Source organism: Nitrosomonas communis (genome assembly GCF_024102715.1).
Lineage (GTDB): Bacteria > Pseudomonadota > Gammaproteobacteria > Burkholderiales > Nitrosomonadaceae > Nitrosomonas > Nitrosomonas communis_B.
In genome coordinates this window covers 50,619-75,383 of the sequence record NZ_JAGFJM010000009.1, presented here as the reverse complement: position 1 = coordinate 75,383, position 24,765 = coordinate 50,619, and the positions used below count along the sequence as shown (strand labels likewise).

Sequence of the window (24,765 nt, the reverse complement as noted above, 5' to 3'; positions counted from 1 at the left end):
GGTACCGTATAAAGCTTAATTCAGCGATTGGCACTTAGTAAGGAGTTATTCGTTTTAATCCTTAGGTTAATCTATCCATTCTTAAGTTTCTAGATTTTGAGCAAACATTTAAGAACGCCTTGACAACTTTACCCATGGGAGGCGGTAAAGGCGGCTCAGATTTTGATCCTAAAGGGAGAAGTCCAGGTGAAATCATGCGTTTCTGCCAGGCTTTTGTGAGCGAATTATTTCGCCACCTTGGCGCTGATACGGATGTTCCGGCAGGCGATATTGGTGTTGGCGGTAGAGAGGTCGGTTACATGGTAGGGATGGTCAAGAAATTGACTAATCGCTCAGATTGTGTGTTTACCGGTAAAGGGATCAGTTTTGGAGGATCATTGATCCGTCCGGAAGCGACAGGTTATGGCACGGTCTATTTTGTTGATGAAATGCTCAGACATGTCGGTCAATCACTGGATGGCTTACGTGTTGCCGTTTCAGGATCGGGTAATGTAGCACAATATGCAGTAGAAAAAGCGATGGCCTTTGGTGCAAAAGTAGTCACTGTTTCAGATTCTAGTGGCACGGTGGTTGATGAAGCTGGGTTTACACCTGAGAAGCTCGCTATACTGTCAGAAGTGAAGAATTATCTTTATGGCCGTGTGAGTGATTATGCCGAGAAAATGGGAGTTAAATTTCTGCCAGGAGAGAAACCATGGCATGTGCCGGTCGATGTTGCGTTGCCGTCTGCAACCCAGAATGAGATTACTGAAGACGATGCAGCAATTTTGATTAAAAATGGTGTGATTTGTGTGGCGGAAGGAGCAAATATGCCTTGTACTGCTGGTGCGGTGAAGCGTTTCGAACATGCCAAGGTTCTGTTTGCGCCGGGTAAAGCAAGTAATGCGGGAGGAGTAGCGACATCTGGTCTGGAAATGAGTCAACAGGCGATGCGGCTGTTTTGGACTCATGAGGAAGTTGATGCGCGTTTACAGGAAATCATGAGAGCTATCCATCAGGCATGTTTGCAATACGGTGAGCAGGAAGATGGTCGTATTAATTATGTCGATGGGGCGAATGTGGCCGGTTTTGTGAAAGTGGCGGATGCGATGCTGGCTCAGGGAGTGATTTGAGGGATTGGGATGCTAAAAAAGGGGTAACTTAGCTGCAATAAAGTTTTGTTGTATCTAGTCGATGGATTATCGCAATCAGGTATTGCGATAATCCACATCTGACCGATAAGAGTCTATGATTTCAAAAGATTCTTGCACTCGCGTATTTTGAATTGAAGAGCTAATAATTCTGGCATGAGAAAATTTTTAATTAGTTTATTCCTGATTTGTTACATGAAATCACTTGTTGCTAGTCAAGGGGAAGATTTTCTGGCGATACGAGAGGCATTCAGGGTAGGAGATGCCTCTCGTGTGGCATTTTATACTAAACGGCTGCAAAATCATGTGCTTGCACCGTATGCAGAATATTATCAATTGCGTTTATATCTGGTGACAGCTGATATCGGCACAATTAGGGCATTTCTTGCGCGTCATGACGGTAGTCTTGTTGCAGATAAAATGCGTGGAGACTGGTTAAGAATCCTTGGAAAAAAACAGCAATGGGCGTTATTTACAGAAGAATATTCAAAACTGGGCAATAAAGATGAGGACCTTGTATGCTATTCCCTGCAGCAGCGTCTGGCTGCAAGAGACAGAGCAGCATCAGATGAGGCACGATCACTTTGGTTTGCCGGGCGTGACATGCCGGATAGTTGCGCGCCAGTATTCAATATACTGATTGCTGCAGGGCAAATCTCGACGGAAGATCTTTGGGTTCGAATCAGATTGGCACTTGAAGCAGGGAATACAGGGGTAGCAAAATATACCAGCCGTTATTTACCGACTAATCAAACACTGAATGAACAGAAACTCAAAGAAGCTGCGAAAGATCCGCAGCGTTATTTAGAGAAACACCCGAATGACTTTAGATCCCGGGGTAATCGCGAAATTGCATTGTTTGCCCTGTCGCAACTGCTACGCAGCGGAATCAATCAAGCCTATGTACGCTGGCACAAAATACGCAGTCAGTTTTCAGAATCTGATCAATCCTATTTTATGATTAGCCTGGCGTATCGAGCTGCCCTCAAGCAAGATCCCAGGGCTTTTGACTGGTTTCTGCAAGCCGCAAACAGCAAACAGGCTTATCCACTGACAGAAGCTAAACTGACTTGGAAAACCCGGATTATGCTGCGGGAGGGTAAATGGGATTTAGTGTTGCAATGTATCGATAGCATGCCTGCTGCGATGCAGCAGACTGATGTGTGGCGCTACTGGAAGGCGCGTGCGTTAAAAACAAAAGGCGAGCTAGCAGAGGCAAATGAGATTCTTGCGCCACTGAGCCACGAGCACAGTTATTATGGGCAGCTGGCTAAAGAAGAACTGGGAGCTATGCTTAGTGCTCCAGCCACTAACTATCAATCCAGCATGCAAGAAATCATTACCATGCAGCAAGTGCCAGGGATTCAGCGTGCGCTTGCGCTGTACCGGCTTAATCTGCGAGTAGAAGCGAATCGTGAATGGGTTTGGACAATTCGTAATTTTAATGATGTGCAATTGCTGGCTGCTGCAGAGGTGGCTTATCGCCATGGTTTATATGATCGTGCGATCAATACCGCGATCCAGACTGTTTCACAGCATAACTTCAATTTGCGCTACCTTGCACCCTACCGTGATCAGATGAGAGAGGCATTGCGCTATCATGAGCTTGATGAGGCCTTTGTGTATGGTCTTATTCGTCAGGAAAGCCGCTTTATCGCTGATATTAAATCAAGCGCTGGTGCCATGGGCCTCATGCAGTTAATGCCAGCTACTGCAAAATGGGTTGCAGGAAAATTGGGTATGCAGAATTTTCATAATCATCTTGTTGCTGATATCAATACTAATCTTCGCCTGGGCACGTATTATTTAAAGCATGTATTGAATATATTTGATAATCAGCCGCTATTGGCGGCGGCTGCCTATAACGCTGGGCCGGGCAGGGCAAAGCAGTGGCGGGATGATATAAGACCATTGGAAGGAGCAATTTACGCGGAGACCATTCCTTTCAACGAAACCCGCGATTATGTCAAGGTCGTGTTGAACAATTCAATGTATTATGCGAGCAATTTTGGTCAGCAACATATCCCTCCGCTAAAACAGCGCTTGGGTATTGTCTCTCCTAAGCAGTAACCGTTTTTTATGAAAATTTATCGAGTAGGCGGTTCGGTACGTGATGAGCTGCTGGGGCTGCCGGTTAGAGATGATGATTATGTCGTTGTGGGTTCCAGTCCGGAAGAAATGGTGCGGCTCGGGTTTCGCCCTGTCGGCAAGGATTTTCCAGTCTTTCTTCATCCACAAACACAAGAGCAATATGCCTTAGCGCGTACCGAACGCAAGATTTCACGTGGTTACAAGGGATTCGAAGTCTATGCTAGCCCTGAAGTGACCTTGCAGGAAGATTTAGCCCGGCGTGACCTGACGATTAACGCAATTGCCCAGGATCAAAATGGAAATATTATCGATCCATTCAATGGAATTGCTGATCTTGAAGCGGGTGTGTTGCGTCATATCAGTCCCGCTTTTGTGGAGGATCCGGTGCGAGTGCTGCGGGTTGCGCGCTTCACAGCACGCTTTGGTTTTCATATTGCCCCCGAGACGCTAGATTTGATGAGAGAAATGGTGCACAACGGAGAAACTGAAGCGCTTGTCCCTGAACGGGTATGGCAGGAGATTGCGCGCGGCCTGATGGAGCATCATCCTTCACGGATGTTCTATGCGTTGCGTGAGTGCAGCGCGTTGTCGCGTATCATTCCTGAGGTTGATGCATTATTCGGTGTTCCCCAACCAGTGCAGTCTCATCCAGAAGTCGATACCGGGGTACATGTCATGATGGCTATTGATTATGCAGCAAGCCGTCAGTATTCGTTGGCTGTTCGCTTTGCCACGCTTACTCACGATCTTGGCAAGGGAACAACGCCTCCAGACGAGTGGCCTCGGCATATTGGTCATGAAAAGCGTAGCGTTGCATTAGTCAAAGATCTATGTGAACGTGTCAGAATCCCTAAGGAGGAACGCGATCTGGCGCTACTTGTTGCACGTTTCCATGGTGATGTGCATCGCGCACAAGAACTGCGTCCGGCAACGATTGCTGATATGCTGCAGGCAACAGATGCGTATCGCAAACCGAATCGTTTTGAAGCGTTTCTCCAAGCTTGTGCTTGTGATTTTCATGGACGCCCAGGCTATGCTGATAAGCCTTATCCGCAATTTGAACGATTAATCAAAGCATTTACTGTTGCCAGAAGCGTCGATGCTGGCGCCATTGCCGCCGAACTCAAACGCAGTGATATGGAATTGACCGATTTGCCTGCTTTGATCAATGCTAAAGTGCGGCAGGCGCGTATTAGCGAAATAATGAGCTGTTTTGTTTAACCTGGGAATCACAGTTTGGGTGAAATACAGAATCTTCTTGGATAATTCCAGGAATACCATGATGCGATTAATCCCAGCTTTCTAGTGCCCACCCTTATTTTGCGCATGAGTCAAAAGCTCTGCTTGCCCATTGGAAAGAATGAAAACGCGATCAGCAGCATTGATCACTGCAGGTTGATGCGATACTGCAATAATAGTGTAATCCTGTGCTAATTTTTGTAGTGTTTCACAAATTGTTTTCTCGCTTTCTGGATCAAGCGCACTGGTCGGTTCATCGAGCAGCAATAGGAGAGGTTGATGAGCCAGCGCTCGAGCAATCGCGATGCGTTGACGCTGTCCGCCAGAAAGCATTCCTCCCCGCTCACCCACAATCGTTTGTAATCCTTCCGGAAAAGCGCTGACAAAATCCCAAGCGCCGGCCTGCTGGAGAGCCCGTTCCGCATCAGCAGAACCGAGTGTTGGCGCACCCACGAGCACATTGTTGAGTATCGTGTCGTGAAGCAGGACTGTGTCCTGAGATACGTATCCGATTAAATGTCGCCACTGACGTAGATCAATATTATGCAATGCAGCACCATCAATGAGAATTTCACCGGATTTGGGTTCGGCAAGTCCACATAGCAGATCAAGCAGAGTGCTTTTGCCCACACCAGAAGAACCGATTACTGCGGTAAAGGATTTAACAGGGATCTCAATATTGAGATCCTTGAAAACCGATTTGCGATCATAATCAAAAGCAACATGACGAAGACTGATACCCTGCAGCAGGGTTGGTTGTAAAGTACCAGTTGCTCTTTCAGCTGCAGCACGGGCTTCTTCCGCCGCTGTTTGCAGCGCCCAATAAGCGCTTTCTTGAGCCGTCAGTTGTTGATAACGGCGCTGAGTCTTATTGAGCAGACCAAGGATCCGGGTTAACAAGAAAGCCATCACCATGACCTCTGGCAGGGAAAGATGCCAAACGACCAGCGCAAGATATAGACCACTTGCTGTCAATGCAGCCAGTATTGGCTCCTGTAATGCAAGCAAGGCGGCTCTACTGATGACTTCTTTGCGAGTGGCTTTTTCTAGCTGCCAGGATTGATCATGCAAAATAGCATCAGCTACGTTATCCCGTGCCATTGCTTTTAAGGATTTTACCGAGCTTAACACATCGGACAAATAACTTAACAGGTGGCGCAGCAAATGTGTCTGTTTTGCGCCAGCCCGACGAGTCGCGCGTACCAGGCGGTGCAGCACGATAAACAAGATGACGCCAATCAGGAGAGAGCCGATGGTCGCCTGCCAGGAAATGAACATTGCTACAATGACATGCACGATAACCTGGACAGATAAGGCAAGCACATTGACACTGTGTTCAAAACCGTTTGCTGCACGATAGGCTTCTGTCGCAACTGAATTGGCCAGTGCGCCAACAGGCTGACGCAGATAGTATTGCCAGCGGCTGGCAAGCAATGCTTCAATCAGGTTTAAGCGTAAAGCAGTGGCAACATGCGCAACGGTATAGCCTACCTGCCGGTTGGTAAGCAGAAGAATCGCCCCTTTGACAAGCATGCCGCCAACAATGATCAGCAAGATAATGTCAATACTGGGTTCAATTCCGATGCGATGTAGTGTTTGAACCATGAATCGCCCAACACTGGATTCATCTGTCTCGCCTACAGCGACAGAAAGAAGGGGAAGTAGGGCTGTCAGGCTAAGCGCCTCGGCTACTCCCGCTAACAATAGTGCAATCAGGACGAACCCGCTGCGCCGCGGGAAAACCATGATATAGGTAAGTAATGTGTGCATAGGTTGATTTCTTTTTTACCTATTTGTGAATTGACTGAAGGTTGCCAAAGCTAATAAATGGAAATAATCTTGAATATGTGTGTTGCTTTATTGGTAATGAAATGCTGATAAAAAACCAAGACGCTTCATCTCGCGCTTCATATTTATTTGAGCCCCAACCCAGCCGCGAGCAGCCATGAGAATTTTCTTGCTTGTGCATGCAATTTTTTACATTTTACGTCATTATTTTATATTAGTAATTTGTTTCTCTGCGTTTTTAATGAAGACTTCCGCTCAATAGCACATTGAGATGTTAGTTTGAGGGTAATTCGATGATTCCTTCAAAAACAGTGCTTGCAGGACCGGTCATCAAGACGGGTTGATTTTTTCCTTCCCACTGCACCCATAAATCACCGCCATGGGTACTGACTTTGACTTTAGAGGCAAGCAAACCGCGCTCAATACCCGTGACCACAGCAGCGCAAGCGCCAGTTCCACAGGCTAAAGTTTCTCCGGCGCCACGTTCAAAGACGCGTAAGCGGATATGATGCCGGTCGATGATCTGCATATAGCCAACGTTAACATGCTGCGGGAAGCGTGCATGAGATTCGATCTGAGCACCTTCGGTGGCTACCGGTGCATCATCTACATTGACTACGATCTGAACAGCATGTGGATTACCCATGGAAACAGCGCTAATCTCTATGTGCTTGCCGTTAACCTCGAGTGGATATGTCAAAGCGCGTGCTTCAGCCAGAAAGGGAATATCTGCCGGCTCAAATCTCGGAATACCCATATTGACGGTTACTTCGCCGCTTGTTTCCAATCTAGGGAAGATTAAGCCGCTTGCTGTTTCAACACAAATTTCTTTCTTTCCGGTTAAGCCATGATCATGGACAAATCGTACAAAACAGCGTGCACCATTTCCGCACTGTTCTACTTCACCTCCATCAGCATTAAAAATCCGGTAACAGAAATCTGCGTTACCGGCTGCTTTTTCGACAATCAATACCTGATCGCAGCCAATCCCAAAGTGACGATCAGCCAGCCAGCGAATGTTTTCGGGGGTAAGCGAGACTGGTTGGTTGATACCGTCAATGACCACGAAATCATTGCCTAGCCCATGCATTTTAGTAAATTTTAGTTTCATAATGCGTTTATCCATTAATCGTGATTTTAATCCTGCCTCGGTATTGAATTGATCATAAATCTCATCAGTGTCTGATCAGCAGGGGGTCGATGAAAATATTGCCGATTGTATCAAGCAAACATAGACAGGCTGCTGCGATTAAACCCCATTCTCCAGAGAACTAGACTAACACTTCTGGCGCAATGGGGTGATTCAGGAAAGCTGTTGGACTTGCTGTCAGGCCATATGCACCAGACTGGAATACGACAACCAAGTCACCAATTTCTGCCTTGGGTAATTCGATCTGATCAGCCAGCAAATCGAGCGGTGTGCATAAGGGGCCCACTACCGATGCAATTTCAGTTTCAGGAATTTCTGCTTTATTGCCGATAGTTACAGGATAATTCTTGCGGATGACCTGACCAAAATTGCCTGTAGCTGCCAGATGATGATGCAGGCCACCATCTGTGATGAGAAATACCTGTCCTCTCGACAATTTCTTATCTAATACACGACAGACATAAATACCGGCTTCCGCTACAATGTAGCGCCCCAGCTCAATCACAAGCCGGGTTCCAGCAAGTTCTGCTCTTGCTTTAAGTAATAAACGCCGTAAATTCCCTCCCACTGCAGCAAGATTAAGTGGTGTTTCGCCAGGAAAATAAGGCACCCCAAAACCGCCCCCTATATTCAACGTACGAATTGGAACAGGGGAGTTCTGTGCCAGGTGCAAACCTAGCTGTAAAGTCTTTTCATGCGCTTCCTGGATAGCTTCTGCCTTAAGATTCTGTGATCCACAGAAAATATGGAACCCTTCCAAATCTAATCCCAATTGACCTATACGGGTAAGCATGGCGGGAACGCGTTCTTCATCGACACCAAACTGCTTTGCTCCTCCTGCCATTTTCATTCCAGAAGATTTAAGTTCAAAATTTGGATTGACTCGTACAGTAACTTTAGGACAAATACCCATTTGTTCAGCTAACAGCATGATGCGTTCCAGTTCTTGCTCGGATTCCATGCTGATAACAATACCTGCAGCAATGGCGCAAGCAAGCTCGCGCTCATTCTTGCCTGGACCTGCAAAACTAATCCTGTCAGCAGGCATTCCAGTGTCTAGCGCAATCTTCATCTCTCCGGCAGAGGCGACGTCAATGCCATCTACCAGCCCAACCAGATGCTGAACGACAGCGGGCATGGGGTTAGCTTTCATTGCGTAGTGAAGTTGAATCTCCTCGGGCAGATATTGACGTAATAGGTTGATGCGTTCAGTAATAAGTTTTCTATCATAAGCATAAAAGGGCGTCTGACCTACTCGCTGTGCTAGCCGTACTACAGAAATCCCTCCTATGTAGAGGCAATTATCGTGAATCGGAAATTGCATTATGGGAGCATGTTTTGGATGCATAATCGTCATGTTTCTGCTGGCATAAAAGTATATTGAAGCTCCTGTGCCAAACTTTTACGATCGATTTTGCCATTGAGATTACGCGGCAAGTAACCTTGCCGTAACACTATCTGGCTAGGCACCATAAAAGCAGGCAGGTGAAGTCTGCAAGCAGACAGTAATGTCGTTGAGTCCAGATTTACTCCGCCAAGAGGTACCGCTACCACGACAATTGCCTGACCTAAGGAAGGATGCGGCACACCGAGTGCGGCTGCTTCTGCAACGTACTTGGTCGAATAGATGATTTCTTCGATTTCGGTAGGACTGACGCGATAGCCTGATGTTTTGATCATATCGTCGTGGCGACCAATAAAATATAAATAGCCTTCCTCATCCATACGCACGATATCACCCGACCATACTGCTATTTCAGGAAGGGTCAGGCCAGGTTGGCGCGGTGATAATGGTCTGAAGCATTTGGCCGTTTTTTCAGCATCATTCCAATAACCCATGGACACCAATGGTCCGCGATGGACCAATTCACCAGGCTCACCCGATGCGCAATGCGAACCATCCTCGCGTAACACGAAGACTTCAACATTGGGAATTGCCTTGCCAATGGAATCGGGGCGTCTGTCTAGCTCCTCCGGCGGCAAAAAGGTCGAACGAAATGCTTCTGTTAAGCCGTACATTAGAAATATGCGAGCTTGTGGAAACGTGCGACGAAGCTGCTCCAGCGTTGCCCGCGGCATTGCTCCCCCTGAACTAGTCATATAGCGCAGTGAAACAACTTTTTCCCACTTTAATTGAGCAAGTTGAATCCACAGCGAGGGGACAGCAGCAAGACCGCTGATGCTTTCTTGTATTACCTCGTCGATGATGTCGCGTGGTAATAAATAATTCATCAACACATTGGTCGCACCAACATAAAAAGCTGTCGTCAGCTGGCTCAATCCATAATCAAAGCTGAATGGAAGAATGGATAAAATCCGGTCATCCTGATTATTTTTTAGGTACTGGGCAACACTTTTTGCGCCAGTGACCAGATTACGATGAGAAAGTACCACCCCCTTGGGTCTGCCTGTGCTACCCGAAGTGTACAAAATTGCTGCCATGTCGCTATCAATACACCGGAATGCACAGACTGATTTTCTTCCGCTCAGTGTTTCTGACCAGCGCAGCACATGTACACCAGTCAATACAGGTAAATTCTCCGCCGCACCGGCTATGACTACAACACGCAGGTCGTGACACTGTGGTAACACTGATATGATTAAATTAAACCGCTCAGCCGAAGTGACCAATATCCTGACGTTACAATCTTTCAGAATGTAAGCGATTTGTTCTGCTTTAAGTAGTGGATTAATCGGTACAAAAACGCCGCCTGCTGCAGATGTGGCAAACATGGCAATAACCGTTTCGAATCGTTTTTCCAGATAAACCGCAACACGCTCCCCTTTTCCTAATCCCAGAGCCAGCAGTCCGCCTGCTGCAAGCTCCACTTCTCGCGCCAAGGCGGCATAATCCAATCTCTGCTGTTGGTACACGAGCGCTTCAGTATCAATGCCTCGATTTGCAGTGCTAAAAATCAATTCATGAAAAAGATGGGGCATTGTGAATGCGCTAGCGGTTAAAAGCCGGCGGTTTGCATGCGTGTAGTCTTAGTATCCTTCACCTAAAGGCGAGGCATTTACCGATCCACCAGTGAGCTTTAAAAATTCAAGAATAATGAGTAACTTGTCAATCATCTTAAAATAACCGATGTCAGGGCGGCGCTTATTTGAGGCCGTGCCGGTTCATCAGATCATATAAAGTCGGTCGGCTAACGCCGAGCAATTCCGCTGCTTTTGCAATATTACCATCTACCTTTGCTAGCGCCCTAACTAGGGCCTTGCATTCTTCTCGTTCACGTACTTCCCGTAAATTCATTGGTTCTGTCGGGATTTCCGACTCTTGAAGCCCCAAATCATCTGCGCTAATCTGCGGCCCTTCCGTCATGATCACAGCGCGTTTTATGCAATTTTCCATTTCCCGGACATTACCCGGCCATTGGTGAGCTTCAATTGCGGCCAGCGCTTCCTGGCTGAAACTCAGCGGCTGACGTCCTTCTTTTGCAGAAAACTTATTTTTGAAATGATGTGCCAGTAGTACTGCATCGCCTACTCGGTTGCGCAGAGGGGGAATCTTAATGGAAATTTCACCTAAACGATAAAACAAGTCCTCACGAAAACAGCCTTCTTCAATTAGTTTTTTGAGATTCCGATGGGTTGCACAAACAACGCGCACATCGACAGAAATTTCTTCCCGCCCTCCAATTCGCTCAATCACTCTTTCCTGCAGAAAACGAAGTAGTTTTGCCTGCAACGATATCGGTAAATCACCTACTTCGTCCAGAAAGAAAGTACCACCTTGGGCTAACTCAATTTTACCTAGCGTTTGCTTAACTGCACCAGTAAAAGCTCCTTTCTCGTAACCAAACAACTCACTTTCGAGTAATGTCTCAGGGATAGCAGCACAATTAATCGCGATGAAGCGTGCTTCTTTCCGGCTGCTCAACTGGTGGAGCGCTCTGGCCAAAACTTCTTTGCCTGTGCCGCTTTCGCCTAGCAACATAACTGTTGCATCTGAAGTCGCAACTCTTTCAATGTTGCGGCACATTTTAATCATGTCCGGATCGCGTGTGATAATTCCTGAAATGGGAGAATCCAAATGAGATAGTAAAAGGCTACGATTTTCACGTTGCAGACTATACAAATAAAAGGCTCTATCAACGATTAGACTTAACATTTTGGGATCATAAGGCTTTTGATAAAAATCATATGCACCTAATTCAATTGCCTTCAAGGCATTTGCATGATTCTGATTACCTGTCAGAACAATTACTTTGGTATCAGGCGCAAGCGCGAGGATCTGCTGTAAGGTAGCCAACCCTTCCGACGCACCATCAGGATCTGGCGGCAAACCAAGATCCATTGTTACAACCGCAGGCTCATGTCGGCGCACTTGTGCCAGCGCACTTTCGCGATCCGCTGCTACGAAAACTTCGTAATCATCAAAACTCCAGCGTAATTGTTTTTGTAAACCGGGATCATCTTCGATCACGAGTAATTTTTTTTGGCTACTATTTACCTTCATCTTTTTACATTACGTTTCGACATATTAACTAAATTTGCTGGGGTATCTTGCAGATACTAAAATGTATAAAAAATCAGAAGCCTATATTGACATTTTGCTGGGTAAATTAAAAATATTTTTCCGAAAGCCAGTATGCATGATAGCAAACCAAGTTTTATGCGTAATCTATCAGAATGAACGCGAAACAGGATATAACAAAGTACATTTAATCTTGAGAGGCAACTTTATTTTCCTGATAGTGTTGAAAAAGCGGCAGAATAATCGAGAAAGTTGTTCCTACTGATTCCTGGCTATTAACATCTAGTTGTCCTCCGAGCTCGTTAATATATTCCTTGCTCTCGAAAACACCGATACCCATACCAGCTGTTTTAGTAGATTCAAAAGGCTCAAAAAGCTTTTTCTGAATAAATTGCTCACTCATGCCATGACCTGTGTCTTTGATTATTATTACAGCAGAATTATCCTTTCTTGCGAGTCGGACCCAAACCTGACCATTTTTAGGGGTGGCCTCAATCGCATTCTGAACCAGATGGCTGATTACTCGCTCAAGCCGAGGATAATTAGCTTCTACCATCAGACCGGAATCAATAATTTCAAGCGCAGGTCTTGGCATATTGAAGGAATTTCTCTCGATGATTTGCTGTAATAATTGATCAAGGTTAAGTACCTCCTGCTTTTCCGATTGACTGCCATTACTTAACTTTTCGAGTAATCGTTTCATTTTATTTACCGAAAAATTTACCGTTTCAATCATATCTTTCTGAAATTCCGGATTATCTTTATGCTTCTCAGCATTCGAAAGCAATAAAGATAATTGAAAAATCAGATTCTTGATGTCATGCACGATGAAAGTTGACATGCGATTGAAAGATTCGAATTGGCGTGCAATTGAGAGCGCATTGGTAGCTTCGTATTGTGCCAAATAACTTGCTACCTGCGTGCCTGCTACCCGCAATAAATCCCTAACCTCCCAATTTAAGTTGATAGTACTCCTGGGCTCGATCAATACGACAAATCCGAGCAATTCTCTATGCAAGATTAATGGCACGATCAATCTGGATTTTGGAATATCAGATAACCAATCCGGCAATATCAAAGCAGAGTATTTTTTGGGATCCAAGCAATATTCCCGTAAATCGATAACCCATGCTTTTTCTTTCAAGAATAGACAAAGCTTGTCGTCATCTTTGACAATTTTATTTTCTAGAAAAATATTCCAACATGCGATTAATTGATATCTTCCATTTTCCTGTTTAAACCATAGTCCACCAGCAGGACTTTCCACTAATTGAGCAAGCGCTTTGATTGCGCGTGCTCTTAATTCAAGTTCACCCTCCGAAAGAGTGCGGGTAAAGCGCAACCATTCTTCCCGGTAATCATAGTTATAATTATAAAAATGTTTACTAATGAATACTTTAAGCCATGAGCGAGTAGTGCCGGAAAATAGTAAAATTATCAGTAGTACAATTGCGCCAAATAAGAAAGTCAGCTGTAGAACTGTTCCCCACGCCCCTCCAGAAAGCCTTAAGTAGTAGCCGACAGTTGCCATAACAAGCAAGTAGATGGCTGCACCCAATAAGGTAGACGAATAGAATAGAACATGCCGTGATAATGAAATGCCTTCAGACCACTTTGGCTTGCGTGCAGCTGAGAACGCTATCAAAGGAACAACCAAAGTATTTACCCACCCTCTAGCAATCCATATGTCATTGTTTATTTTTCTGAACAAGAGCGCATCACTAAATAAGTAAAAATCATATACAAAAATACCTCCTATTCCTAAGCAGATGAACTTTATTCCCCAGCGTTGTTCAGGTAGCGTATTCCTGTAATACTGTTCAACGAGAATCATGCCAATTACAGCCATTAGCACACCGGTAAAGAAATTGCTGTAAGAGTCAGGCAGCCCATGTGTGGTGAATTCTGCGCCATTGCTACTATTCACAAAAAGAGCAAGTGCGAAAAAAATAAGATAAAGCGCCGCAATTGTTGCAATGACTGACCTTATGCTCAGAGAGGCAGAATCTTCTTTCCTCTGCTGAAAAGGACTCAGTACCGCAATCAAGAATATGGACCAGCCTGCATTGCGGAAAATTTCCAGGACTCGTATCAACAAAGGAGACGGGTAGCCCCAGTGTGATTGACCTACGATAGCTGCAGTCCAGAAAACAGAAACCAGGCAGGCAACTGCCAGCAGCAATCCACATAGGCGGTTGCGCCAGTTCGTCAGCAAAAGAACAAATAAGAAAAAATAGGCCACGGCTGCGGTGGCATAACTAGCTGCCGTAATGGTTGTCAACATAATAGAAGTAATACTCGATTTTTATCCACCACTTTTATCTAAAAGAACAATACTTACATGTTTATTATGATGAGACCAAGAAATAAGCTGTATTTCTTACATATTGCGGTTTCTCGGTTGTATATCCTGTCGAGAATGCATACGGCTATCAGACTTGTGCTCCATGATCATTTCATCCGTTTTATTGAGAATAGGCCTTTGCTAGTGCAAATCTGTCATCAACTGAGCTTGGAATTCCTCTGTTCTCAATGCTGGTCAATTTCATTTTTACTACATCTACAACGTCAATATTGATGTGAGTCGTGAGAATTTCTCAGGGGGATTATTTAAAAACACAAATTATTGCAAGCATTATTTGCAAACAGTCTAAATGTTTTAAAGTCACATAGGATTATTCATTCTGATTTTGTGCCACTCAATTTTCTTGTTGTGTTTTCTTTTTATATATTTTTTCATCATTTCATGATAGTTTCGGCGAATATAATAATTCGTCGTGTTTTGGCGACAATTATTATAAATAACATCAAAGAATAAGGTTTTAACAAAAACTGATTAAATGCGTTTGAAAAAACGATAGTATTTATACTTTTAACTTTCTTATTTTTAAAGAATATAGCGGGCTGGAGTTTTTTATATGAGATAGTTCTAGATTCTCTAACGAATGTTGATTCCTTTGAAATAAAGGAAGACTTCAAACCATTTCATTGATTTGAGTTGAATGCTGAGCGGTAAAATGAGCTCAATTAATTATTTGCCGGGAATTTAACCAGCTTGGTTGCCAAGGATCGTCATGAATGATATCACTGCAGCATTTCATGAATACTTCGAAGTCGTTTTTGCTGACACGCCATCATTACTAGAAAATGTATTTAATCTAAGATACCGGATTTTATGTATTGAAAATAAATATCCAAATGTCGATGCGACAAGTTATCCTGACGAGTTGGAGCGTGATGAATATGATGACCGTTCTTTGCATTTACTATTAAGGCACAGACCATCCAATACATTTGTGGGGACTACCCGTTTGATTTGTTCTAATTCCTCAGATATTGAGCAAAAATTTCCGGTCGAATTACATACTCAATTTTACCCGGCATATGCAGATTTGAATGTGCCACGCAAGCAAGCAGTTGAAATTTCTAGATTTGGTATTCTTAGTGATTTTTTCAGGCGAAAGAATGATCTCGATTTTACGGTTAACAAGATTCCAAGGCAGTCAGATGTAGGTAGGCGCAGGCGCTTCCCACATCCCATGTTGGGGTTGGCGATCGGTATTATTCAATTGTGTGCCAAATATGATATTTACCACTTGTTTTCAGCAATGGATCCTGCTCTGAATAGGTTATTTAGTTTTTATGGCATGCAATTTAATCCTATTGGACCAATAGTGGATTACTATGGTGAGCGCCGTCCTTATTATGTTTGCTTGCTTGACGTGCTGGAGAGATTGCACGCAAATCATCATGATATCTGGGAACTTGCGACTGATAACGGCAGAATTTGGCCGGCAAATATCGAGGCTTTTAAATCGATATGTAGTTGTCGGAAGGAAGCGTCCTATACTGATATTTGCATGGTAACCTACTAGCACATTTTCAGTATGGCTGCGCGTATCACTGAGCATTGTTGGGGTTGTATTTTTCTGCTCTTTTTGTTAATTTGTGCGCCACTCGCTGTAAGTGCAACCCAAACCAGCGATCCTGTTGAGGTAATCGTCCACTCAGGTGTTGGTATCCGGCATCTTTCCAGAAATTCTTTACGTGCTATTTTTGGCATGCGTCTAAGAGCATGGCAGGATGGTTCTCCTATCAGAGTATTCGTGTTGCCAGACGATGCACCGTTGCATAATCTTTTTGCCAAAGAGAAACTCAACATTTTTCCCTATCAATTACGTTCGGCATGGGATCGGCTTATCTTTTCAGGCACAGGTCAGGCACCCTTTCTAGTTAATTCTGAAGAAGAAATGCGCGTGCGGGTCGCTACCACCCCGGGCGCTATCGGTTATTTGAAGAGAGTGAATATAGATGACAGCATCCAGATCCTTCATGTTGAATAAATCTGTCATATTGATTGGTTCTTTGATCCGGTTAGTGTTGCTATTGACTATACTGCATCCATCGTGCATTAAGGCGGCAGATGCGCAAGAGCTGAAAAGCTTGCAAGTGCATGGTTTTTTGAGTCAAGGGTACATCAAGACAACGTCAACAAGAAATGACGTGTTTGGCGATAGCACCCGGGGGCGGGGTAGTTTCGATTTTAGAGAGATCGGGGTGAATGCATCGTATCGTCCTCTGACGAATCTTCAATTCTCAGGGCAATTGCTGTCGCGCCAGACAGGCGAAGATAGTAAAGGTGGCATACGTATCGATTATGGCTTTGTCGATTACACTGCGATTACTACCGAGGCTAAAGAATTCGGAATACGTTTAGGGCGAACCAAAAATCCTTTTGGTTTTTATAATGAAACTCGCGATGTGCCCTTTACCCGGCCGAGTATTTTGCTGCCACAATCGATTTACTTCGATCGGGCGCGTAATTTGGGGCTGGCCTCAGATGGGGTGCAATTGTATGGGGAGTCTCGTGCCGACTGGGGCGACATTACTGTTCAGTTTGTAACGGGTTTTCCGCAAGTTGACGATAAAAGCACCGAAGCAGCTATTTTGCGAAAGAATCAACCAGGTGATCTAACGACGAGACTATCATATTTAGGTCGTATGATTTATGAGCGAGACGGCGGGCGGTTGCGTTTAGGAGTAAGTGGAGCACAGGTCAATGCAGGGTATGATCCAGCAGCGAGGGATTTTTTGAGCGCAGGTTCAATTGAATTCGTTCCGTTAATTTTTTCTGCGCAATATAATGCCGAGCACTGGAGTATTACCTCAGAATATGCACTGCGCTATATCGAGTTGAAGAATTTTCATCCTCTCGTTGATCAGAGCTTTACCGGAGAAAGTTTTTATTTCCAGGGTATTTACCGCTTTAATCCAGCCTGGGAAGCCGTCTTGCGGTATGATGTACTGTTTACAGATAGAAAGGATCGAGATGGCAGTGAATGGCGTGCTAAAACCGGGCTCCCTGCTGATAGTCGATTTGCTAAGGATTTGACTGTGGGAGTGCGCTGGAATATCACCCCTGCAATTATGTTACGCGGTGAGTATCATCGCGTAAATGGCACAGCCTGGCTCTCTACATTGGATAATCCTGATCCTGCTTTTACCGATCAACATTGGAATCTTTTTGCTGCCCAGATTTCCTACCGTTTTTAAGCGGAAATCCGCATGAAACCAAGTGTTCCGGAGAAATCGACGCAACTTGTCAAAGTTGCTGATCGTGCATCATCCAAGTTTGTCAGCCTGAATTGGAAAATTTCGCTACTCAGTAGCGTGATTTTGCTGATTGTCGTGACGATATTCAGTGTCATTAATTATAAGAGCCTGATTGATAATATCGATCAGCAAAGCAATCTGCAATATAAGCGCTATGTCAGAGAGGTCGAGAGTCTTGTTGAGCAAATATCAAACAGCTCGCATCAACTGATCCGGATGATTCCGTTCCTGAAAGGAATGGATACAGCCTTGTCTGCACAAAATGATAAGCAAATTGCAAGCGCATTTGAGCATCACTGGCCATTATTGCAGCTTCAAAATGGAATTGAAGCCGTAAGGTTTTACGACCAATCTAATCAGCTTCTGAAAGGCTGGGACAGTTTCGAGGCGGATGCCTATCGAGAGTCGCTTATATTGAAGCATGTCCGCGAAGTCAATTTGCATGAGCAGCCCGCTAATCCATTGATATGCGTGGAAAGCTGCATACAGTTTACGATAGAGCCGCTTCTGGTGGAGGGCGTGCGTACAGGAACAATTGTTATCGGCGCTTCTCTGACGGATGTTTTTTTAGGTTTTAAGCGAGCATTTGGCTCTGACATTGGATTATTTCTAAAAGAAAAAAAACAGACACTCAAGCATAATGATGTATGGTTTCCTGATTGGGGGATACATCTGGCTGCATTGACCAACAAAGAAAATAATCTTCACATTCTTTATCAAACGGAGCAAGAGTATCCAAATCTTGTGAGCCTCAAGCAAGGCATTCAAACCAACTGGGATAATCGCTATCAGCGCATAAAATTGCTCCCATTACAAGGGATTGGGGTGGCTAATCAGGCACACTTGGTTGTCATTACTGATATCACAGCGACCATCGAGGCGATTCGTGATTCTATCTGGCGTATTATCATCATCGGCCTGATTGGATTAGTATTTTCAGAAATACTGTTATTTGCCATCCTCTCTAAGCCACTCTCACAACTTAAGCATATTGTATTTAACTTGCCGCTATTGGCAGGGAGTAGCTTTGGAATTTTCCGCGCAACCCTTTCTTCCATTAACAGGAAACAATGGCTAAAGGATGAGATTGATCTTCTTTATGAAGCAACCGTAACGTTGTCTCATAAGCTTGAGATGCTGGAGGATAAAGTTGTTTATCGTACCAAGCTACTGGTACAGCAACGGGATGAATTAAGCAAAGAGAAAGATTTTATTGCGCACTTGCTTGATACAGCGCAAGTCATCGTGCTGACCCAGGATGTTAAAGGTAACATAATAATGTTGAACGCTTATGGCGAAATGCTGATGCGTTATTCCGAAGAAGAGATTCGCGGTAAGCCTTTTTTTGAAATCCTGTCACCTGACAGTGAGCAGTACAATCTTGGTCAATATTTAGAGGAGATGCGTCATGGCCGACGTGAGCAACTGAGGCATGAGACCATTACTTTATGTAATGATGGCTCAAAAAAACATATTGTTTGGTTGCATTCCCGTTTGTCGTGGCAATCAGAGGGGGAGCCATCAGTACTTTCGGTAGGCTTAGATATCACAGAATACAAGCGAGTGGAAGGTCATTTAGCATGGTTGGCTGACCATGATCCATTGACAAATCTATACAATCGTCGCCGTTTCAGTGAAGAACTCGAGCAGATGATCAGCTGGGCGGAGCGATATCAGCATCCCGGCGCATTGTTATTTTTTGATCTCGATCGATTTAAGTATATTAATGATACCAGTGGACACCAAGCTGGCGATGCTTTACTTAAGATAGTTGCGGACATGCTGTCTCATACCATTCGTGCTGCGGATGTGACGGGGCGTTTGGGCGGAGATGAGTTTGCGGTTATTTTGCCAGAAATTACAGCGAGTGGAGCCATTGAAGTTGCAAAGAAAATTCTGTTCAGATTAAGTGAAACACAGCTAACCGTAAATGGAAGAACATACAAAATTGCAGCCAGTATCGGTATTGCCCTTTTTCCCGAGCATGGTAACAATGTACACGATTTATTGGCCGCAGCTGACCTTGCTATGTATCAGGCCAAGGAAATCGGACGGGGAACCTGGCATCTATTCTCCGATGATGATCAAACGAGAGAACGAATGCACACGCTTGTACATTGGAAAGAAAAAATCGAATATGCCAATTTATATGATAAGTATCTGCTTTATTTCCAACCAATTATGGCGCTACGTGATAGAACGATCGCTCATTATGAAGTGTTGCTGCGTATGCGCGATCAGGACGGTACCATTCATTCGCCTGCGGTTTTTATTGCTGCTGCGGAACATACCGGGCTGATTCATGAGATTGATCATATGGTATTGCGTAAAGCAATTGCACAAGCAGCCAAGATCAATAAATCGGGTAGCCGGATTCGCTTATCCATCAACTTATCCGCACACGCGTTCAACGATCCGGAATTGTTGCCAGTGATTAGGCAGGAGCTGATGCTTAGTGGTGTTGATCCTACGCTTTTAATGTTTGAAATAACAGAAACTGCCGCTCTGGATAATTTACCCGGAACACGAAACCTGCTTCGAGAAATTAAGGAATTAGGTTGCGGTTTTGTGCTGGATGATTTTGGGGTTGGTTTTTCATCTTTCTACTATTTGAGAGAATTACCTGTTGACGCGGTGAAAATAGATGGTTCATTTGTACGCAATCTGGCAAGCAATCCTGCTGATCAAATACTGGTTAAAGCCTTATGCAGCGTAGCAAAAGGTTTTGGTAAGAAAATTACCGCTGAATTTGTTGAGAATGAGGAGGTGCTTATACTACTGGAGAAAATGGAAGTGGATTTTGCCCAAGGTTACTATATTGGCAAACCATCTGCTGGTGACGAGATCTTTCACTCATCTGAGACTTGATTACAATTGCTAAAATTAAACATTCTACTGCGCTGATGGAAAAAATAGATCAAGTTATTTTTTTCGCTCTAAAGCCGCGGCAAAGAAGCCATCAGTCTGATGAAGTGCCGGCGATAATTGTAAGTATTCTCCGGTATCAAGTGGTATTTTTTGTTGTGCCAGCAGATTTGCGCAATTTAACCGTGTGAAAAGAGTGTTGCCAGAGAGGAAGCATTCGATGATCTCCTGATTTTCTTCGGGTAGTAGGCTACAGGTAGCGTAAACGAGCCTGCCACCTGGTTTAACAAGATTGGCTGCAGAAGAAAGGATGTCTGCTTGTTTGTGTTTTAATTCTTCGATACTTTGCGGTGTTTGCCGCCATTTCAGATCCGGGTTACGGCGTAATGTGCCTAATCCACTACAGGGGACGTCAACCAGTACCCGATCTATTTTTCCGTACAGACGCTTTATCCTGGCATCATTTTCATTGTTGATGCGATGAGGATGTAAATTGGACAAGCCAGAGCGCTTGAGACGCGGTTTCAGATTATTGAGTCGCTTTTCAGAGATATCGAAAGCATAAATACGTCCTTGGGAATGCATGAGCGCTCCCAGCATCAATGCTTTGCCACCAGCACCTGCACAAAAATCAACCACCATTTCGCTGCGCCGTGGTGCGAGCAGATAGCCCAGAATCTGACTGCCTTCATCCTGTACTTCTATTTTTCCGGAAAGAAAGAGCGGATCTTTATTAATGGCGGGTTTGCCAGTTAGGCGAATGCCGATAGGTGAGTAGGGTGTAGCATGGGCATCGATACTTTTCTGATTTAATAGTGTAAGTATCTCGTCACGTTTTGCAAGGAGGGTATTGACGCGTAGGTCTAAAGGGGCTGGCTGCTGTAACGCCTGGCCCAGTCTGAGAATCTCAGCATCGGATAAGAATTTTTGCAACTTTTCCATGAACCATTGAGGAAATTCTGCCTGAATGGCAAGCGGCTGTGATGCCAATGTGACTGCCTTGATGTGCGCGAGCCATTTAGCCTCGCTTTCATTGATGAAGGTGGTCAGTTCGCGCAGATTCATACCTTCAAATTTGACTAGGTAAGCCAGAAGCAAGGCGCGAGGCGTGGTTTTTTCGGTCAAGCATTCCAGAAAAAATCTGTGGCGTAAAATACCGAAGACAATCTCTGCAATGACAGCTCGATCATTCTGACCTGCTGCCGGATGATCCCGGAAAAACTGACGCAGCAGGACATCGGCGGGGGATTTCAGCGGTAAGATGGTGCGTATGGCGATTGTGGCCATATCGAATTGAGTAAGCGTTGGGCGCATGATTAAAGGAACGGGTAGTAATTTGAACGTGCCTCAAACTGATTCATGAGAGGTTTAGTTTTTCTCAGCAGCAGACATAACGGACTAATTAACGGCTCGTAAGAATTTGTTACAGGATCATCAGTATATTTCAAACAAATTTTCATTGATCTAAACGAGGCGAATATAAAACATGGTTTTCTATGGCAGCTGCCCGAATGTTTACGCAGCCATCAGAGAGCATAACGCGATCTTCCAGAAACCAGCGGACAGCTTGCGGGTAAATTAGGTGTTCCTGCTGGAGAACGCGCGCAGCCAAAGTTTCAGTGGTATCTTCAGGCAACACAGGAACCGCAGCTTGAATAATAATGGGGCCATGATCTAGCTGCGAGGTAACAAAGTGTACCGTACAGCCATGGATCTTTACGCCTTCCTGTAATGCGCGTGCGTGTGTGTTCAAACCGGAAAAGGCGGGTAACAAGGAAGGATGGATATTAATTAGTCGGTGCTGGTAACGATTTACAAAACTGTCTCCAAGAATGCGCATGAATCCAGCGAGTGCAACCAAGTCGGGTTGGCAGGCATCAATTTTTTCTGCCAGTGCAGCATCGAATGTTGCACGATCTGGGTAGGCGCGATGATCGACGACAACTGTCTGAATCTGACGCAATCGAGCAGCTTCTAGTCCTGCTGCAGCTGGGTTATTACTGATTACAGTGATGGCGCTTGCTGGCAGTTTTGCATCAAGCAGCTGCTGCATATTACTGCCTCGACCAGAAATAAGAATAACCAGGGATTTCATGCGTTGTTACTGGTTAAATAATCGAAATCGTGGGTTCGTGGGCAAGACATTGTTTGATATGGCCGATCCGCCAGACAGTTTCTCCACAGGCATGCAAAATGGCCATCGCTTGATCAGCATGTTCAGGTGCAACCACCAAAACCATCCCTATGCCGCAATTGAAAACCCGGAACATTTCTTCCTCAGCAATGTTGCCTTGCTGTTGCAGCCAATAAAATAAGGAAGGAATTTTCCAGGAATCCTTCTGAACAGTAGCCATTGTGCCGACAGGCAGAATACGGGGAATATTTTCTAATAGTCCGCCGCCGGTGATATGGGCAAGACCTTTTACCGGCAATTGTCTGATTAACTCCAATACAGGTTTCGCGTAGATACGAGTAGGTGCCATGATGGCTTCTAGCAGAGTGCTGTCTCCAAACGTGCTGTTTAAATCAACAGCACGTTTTTCGATAATTTTGCGTATCAGCGAGAAACCATTGGAATGTGCACCATTGGAGGCGATGCCTAGAATGATATCGTTCTTCGCAATGGAAGAGCCATTAATGATGTTATCTTTTTCTACGATGCCGACAGCAAAGCCAGCCAGATCGTATTCACCTGCCGGATACATGCCGGGCATCTCGGCTGTTTCTCCGCCAATCAAGGCGCATCCAGCCTGTTCGCAACCTGCCGCAATACTTTGAACAACCCGGGCAGCTGTATCCACATGCAAGCTACCGCAGGCAAAGTAATCCAGAAAGAATAATGGTTCTGCACCCTGCACGAGAATATCATTGACACTCATGGCAACCAGATCAATGCCAATGTTGTTGTGCTGGTTAAACTGGAAGGCAAGTTTTAATTTGGTGCCTACACCATCTGTTCCTGCTACCAATACCGGATTGCGGTATTTTCGGGGAATTTCAAACAGCGCGCCGAAGCCTCCAATGCCGGCAAGTATTTCCGGGCGCCATGTGCGTTGGGCAAAAGGTTTAATTTTCTCAACCAGAAGATTGCCTGCATCAATGTTGACACCGGCATCGCGATAGGATAGCTGGTCTGGTTTCGGATGTTGGGAATTGGATGAAGTCAAGTTGAGTTCTCGCTAGGTTACAGATAGAGTGCCATTTTCCTGAAATCGTAATTTTACCGCAAATGAACTCTAAACACTCTGAGGATCAACATTATCTTTGGTGGATCATCTTGATCGGTGTGCTGGGGGCGTTGATATATCTTCTAAGTCCAATATTGACGCCATTTTTACTGGCTGCAGTGATTGCCTATATGGGTAATCCGCTCGTTTCATGGCTGTCGACCAGAAAAATTTCCCGCACCTTGGCAACGGTGCTGGTCATGCTGTTATCACTAGGAGCATTCACTACCTTGATTTTAGTCATGATGCCACTGTTTGAGAGTGAGATAATGCGGCTGCTGGAGCGTGCTCCAGATTATCTTGAGACCGTTAAGAATCAGTGGATTCCATGGCTGAAAACAACGCTGGGGATCGATTTGCAACTGGACGTGGCCATGCTCAGGCAAGCTGTGGCAGAACACTGGAAGAGCGCTGGGGGTGTTGCGGCCAAGATGCTGCCCTCACTGACGAGCGGTGGTATGGTGATATTGGATTTTTTAATGAATTTGCTGCTTGTGCCGGTTGTGCTGTTTTACCTGCTGCGAGATTGGAATGCTTTGATTTCCCAGATCAATGGATGGATACCACCAGTTTGGCGAAAGCAGCTATACCCGCTAGTGCATGAAACTGACCGGGTCTTGGCAGAATTCCTGCGCGGACAGATTGCTGTCATTATTCTGATGAGCGGCTTTTATGTGACAGGCTTATGGATGGTTGGGCTAGAATTTGCCTTACCGATCGGTCTTCTGGCGGGCATGCTGGTATTTGTACCCTATCTGGGTGCAATTGTGGGTTTAGCACTTGCGACATTTGCCGCAGTCATGCAGTTTCAGGAATGGAGCGGCGTGATGACAGTCTGGGGCGTGTTCGCTATAGGCCAGTTACTCGAAAGCATGCTGATCACGCCCTGGCTGGTAGGCGAGCGCATTGGCCTGCATCCAGTCATGGTTATTTTTGCATTACTAGCCTTTGGTCAGTTATTTGGATTTATTGGTATTTTATTAGCGCTGCCGATCAGTGCTATCTTGCTGGTATGGCTCAGGCATCTGCATAAGCAGTATTTGGATACAATGCAATCTTGATTGGTTCTTGGCGGCGATCATTTACTTCTTGTAACTTAACTTTCACTGCTTAATTTGGATGATTGCACACCGATAAATTACGGAAGAATGTAATTTTTTTAATTGATATTTCCTTGATTTG

At 44.9% G+C, this 24,765-nt stretch carries 16 protein-coding genes and 1 pseudogene; 8 read left to right on the top strand and 9 right to left on the bottom strand.

The window, feature by feature from the left end; all coding sequences use genetic code 11:
- The 3 genes and pseudogenes from gdhA to J5I83_RS01625 form a co-directional block, all read left to right on the top strand.
- A pseudogene (gdhA, locus tag J5I83_RS01635) lies at positions 1 to 1,112 on the top strand (NADP-specific glutamate dehydrogenase); the annotation flags it as partial.
- Between the two features lie 213 nt (positions 1,113 to 1,325).
- Positions 1,326 to 3,200, top strand: coding sequence for a lytic transglycosylase domain-containing protein (locus J5I83_RS01630; protein ID WP_304052769.1), 1,875 nt, complete (start codon positions 1,326 to 1,328; stop codon positions 3,198 to 3,200).
- 9 nt (positions 3,201 to 3,209) lie between these two features.
- The gene (locus J5I83_RS01625) at positions 3,210 to 4,442 is read left to right on the top strand and encodes a multifunctional CCA addition/repair protein (RefSeq protein ID WP_304052768.1); all 1,233 of its coding nucleotides are present in this window, start codon (positions 3,210 to 3,212) and stop codon (positions 4,440 to 4,442) included.
- Between the two features lie 81 nt (positions 4,443 to 4,523).
- Here J5I83_RS01625 and J5I83_RS01620 read toward each other — a convergent pair whose 3' ends face one another.
- The 6 genes from J5I83_RS01620 to prsK all read right to left on the bottom strand — a co-directional run bounded on the left by J5I83_RS01620 (position 4,524) and on the right by prsK (position 14,162).
- Positions 4,524 to 6,230: an ABC transporter ATP-binding protein gene (locus J5I83_RS01620; RefSeq protein ID WP_304052767.1), complete on the bottom strand. Its 1,707-nt coding sequence runs from the start codon at positions 6,228 to 6,230 to the stop codon at positions 4,524 to 4,526.
- A 292-nt stretch (positions 6,231 to 6,522) separates the two neighbouring features.
- Positions 6,523 to 7,359 carry a diaminopimelate epimerase gene (gene dapF / locus J5I83_RS01615; protein WP_304052765.1) on the bottom strand — a complete coding sequence of 279 codons (837 nt, stop codon included), beginning with the start codon at positions 7,357 to 7,359 and terminating at the stop codon, positions 6,523 to 6,525.
- Between the two features lie 160 nt (positions 7,360 to 7,519).
- Positions 7,520 to 8,722: a pyridoxal-dependent decarboxylase, exosortase A system-associated gene (locus tag J5I83_RS01610; RefSeq protein ID WP_369683377.1), complete on the bottom strand. Its 1,203-nt coding sequence runs from the start codon at positions 8,720 to 8,722 to the stop codon at positions 7,520 to 7,522.
- A 29-nt stretch (positions 8,723 to 8,751) separates the two neighbouring features.
- Positions 8,752 to 10,338 (bottom strand): acyl-CoA ligase (AMP-forming), exosortase A system-associated, encoded by a 1,587-nt coding sequence (locus tag J5I83_RS01605; RefSeq protein WP_304052761.1) that lies wholly within the window; start codon positions 10,336 to 10,338, stop codon positions 8,752 to 8,754.
- A 163-nt stretch (positions 10,339 to 10,501) separates the two neighbouring features.
- Positions 10,502 to 11,860 carry a PEP-CTERM-box response regulator transcription factor gene (gene prsR, locus J5I83_RS01600; RefSeq protein WP_304052759.1) on the bottom strand — a complete coding sequence of 453 codons (1,359 nt, stop codon included), beginning with the start codon at positions 11,858 to 11,860 and terminating at the stop codon, positions 10,502 to 10,504.
- Between the two features lie 205 nt (positions 11,861 to 12,065).
- Complete coding sequence (prsK, locus tag J5I83_RS01595) at positions 12,066 to 14,162, bottom strand: XrtA/PEP-CTERM system histidine kinase PrsK (protein WP_304052757.1); 2,097 nt, start codon at positions 14,160 to 14,162, stop codon at positions 12,066 to 12,068.
- Between the two features lie 790 nt (positions 14,163 to 14,952).
- Here prsK and J5I83_RS01590 point away from each other — a divergent pair.
- From J5I83_RS01590 to J5I83_RS01575, 4 genes are read left to right on the top strand one after another with little or no spacing between them, the layout of a single operon-like run.
- Positions 14,953 to 15,753, top strand: coding sequence for a PEP-CTERM/exosortase system-associated acyltransferase (locus J5I83_RS01590; protein WP_304052755.1), 801 nt, complete (start codon positions 14,953 to 14,955; stop codon positions 15,751 to 15,753).
- A gap of 12 nt (positions 15,754 to 15,765) precedes the next feature.
- The gene (locus tag J5I83_RS01585; protein ID WP_304052754.1) at positions 15,766 to 16,221 is read left to right on the top strand and encodes a hypothetical protein; all 456 of its coding nucleotides are present in this window, start codon (positions 15,766 to 15,768) and stop codon (positions 16,219 to 16,221) included.
- Positions 16,211 to 17,431 (top strand): hypothetical protein, encoded by a 1,221-nt coding sequence (locus tag J5I83_RS01580; protein WP_304052752.1) that lies wholly within the window; start codon positions 16,211 to 16,213, stop codon positions 17,429 to 17,431. Before J5I83_RS01585 ends, J5I83_RS01580 begins: the two co-directional genes overlap by 11 nt.
- Before the next feature lie 12 nt (positions 17,432 to 17,443).
- Positions 17,444 to 20,359: an EAL domain-containing protein gene (locus tag J5I83_RS01575; RefSeq protein WP_304052751.1), complete on the top strand. Its 2,916-nt coding sequence runs from the start codon at positions 17,444 to 17,446 to the stop codon at positions 20,357 to 20,359.
- A gap of 54 nt (positions 20,360 to 20,413) precedes the next feature.
- Here J5I83_RS01575 and J5I83_RS01570 read toward each other — a convergent pair whose 3' ends face one another.
- From J5I83_RS01570 to purM, 3 genes are all read right to left on the bottom strand, one after another.
- Positions 20,414 to 21,670, bottom strand: coding sequence for an RsmB/NOP family class I SAM-dependent RNA methyltransferase (locus J5I83_RS01570; RefSeq protein WP_304052749.1), 1,257 nt, complete (start codon positions 21,668 to 21,670; stop codon positions 20,414 to 20,416).
- Positions 21,671 to 21,812: 142 nt separating this feature from the next.
- The gene (gene purN / locus J5I83_RS01565) at positions 21,813 to 22,451 is read right to left on the bottom strand and encodes a phosphoribosylglycinamide formyltransferase (RefSeq protein ID WP_304052748.1); all 639 of its coding nucleotides are present in this window, start codon (positions 22,449 to 22,451) and stop codon (positions 21,813 to 21,815) included.
- A 13-nt stretch (positions 22,452 to 22,464) separates the two neighbouring features.
- Positions 22,465 to 23,523: a phosphoribosylformylglycinamidine cyclo-ligase gene (purM, locus tag J5I83_RS01560; RefSeq protein WP_304052746.1), complete on the bottom strand. Its 1,059-nt coding sequence runs from the start codon at positions 23,521 to 23,523 to the stop codon at positions 22,465 to 22,467.
- 62 nt (positions 23,524 to 23,585) lie between these two features.
- Between purM and J5I83_RS01555 the strand changes: the two genes are divergently transcribed.
- The gene (locus J5I83_RS01555) at positions 23,586 to 24,644 is read left to right on the top strand and encodes an AI-2E family transporter (protein WP_304052745.1); all 1,059 of its coding nucleotides are present in this window, start codon (positions 23,586 to 23,588) and stop codon (positions 24,642 to 24,644) included.
- Positions 24,645 to 24,765 lie beyond the last annotated feature (121 nt).

Bases quoted from the DNA above. Each gene is read 5' to 3' on its own strand.
- J5I83_RS01625 (WP_304052768.1), top strand. From the start codon at position 3,210: ATGAAAATTTATCGAGTAGGCGGTTCGGTACGTGATGAGCTGCTGGGG.
- dapF (WP_304052765.1), bottom strand. From the start codon at position 7,359: ATGAAACTAAAATTTACTAAAATGCATGGGCTAGGCAATGATTTCGTG.
- J5I83_RS01620 (WP_304052767.1), bottom strand. From the start codon at position 6,230: ATGCACACATTACTTACCTATATCATGGTTTTCCCGCGGCGCAGCGGG.
- J5I83_RS01630 (WP_304052769.1), top strand. From the start codon at position 1,326: ATGAAATCACTTGTTGCTAGTCAAGGGGAAGATTTTCTGGCGATACGA.
- J5I83_RS01590 (WP_304052755.1), top strand. From the start codon at position 14,953: ATGAATGATATCACTGCAGCATTTCATGAATACTTCGAAGTCGTTTTT.
- purN (WP_304052748.1), bottom strand. From the start codon at position 22,451: ATGAAATCCCTGGTTATTCTTATTTCTGGTCGAGGCAGTAATATGCAG.
- J5I83_RS01610 (WP_369683377.1), bottom strand. From the start codon at position 8,722: ATGCAATTTCCGATTCACGATAATTGCCTCTACATAGGAGGGATTTCT.
- J5I83_RS01605 (WP_304052761.1), bottom strand. From the start codon at position 10,338: ATGCCCCATCTTTTTCATGAATTGATTTTTAGCACTGCAAATCGAGGC.
- prsK (WP_304052757.1), bottom strand. From the start codon at position 14,162: ATGTTGACAACCATTACGGCAGCTAGTTATGCCACCGCAGCCGTGGCC.
- J5I83_RS01580 (WP_304052752.1), top strand. From the start codon at position 16,211: ATGTTGAATAAATCTGTCATATTGATTGGTTCTTTGATCCGGTTAGTG.
- prsR (WP_304052759.1), bottom strand. From the start codon at position 11,860: ATGAAGGTAAATAGTAGCCAAAAAAAATTACTCGTGATCGAAGATGAT.
- J5I83_RS01585 (WP_304052754.1), top strand. From the start codon at position 15,766: ATGGCTGCGCGTATCACTGAGCATTGTTGGGGTTGTATTTTTCTGCTC.
- J5I83_RS01570 (WP_304052749.1), bottom strand. From the start codon at position 21,670: ATGCGCCCAACGCTTACTCAATTCGATATGGCCACAATCGCCATACGC.
- J5I83_RS01575 (WP_304052751.1), top strand. From the start codon at position 17,444: ATGAAACCAAGTGTTCCGGAGAAATCGACGCAACTTGTCAAAGTTGCT.
- J5I83_RS01555 (WP_304052745.1), top strand. From the start codon at position 23,586: ATGAACTCTAAACACTCTGAGGATCAACATTATCTTTGGTGGATCATC.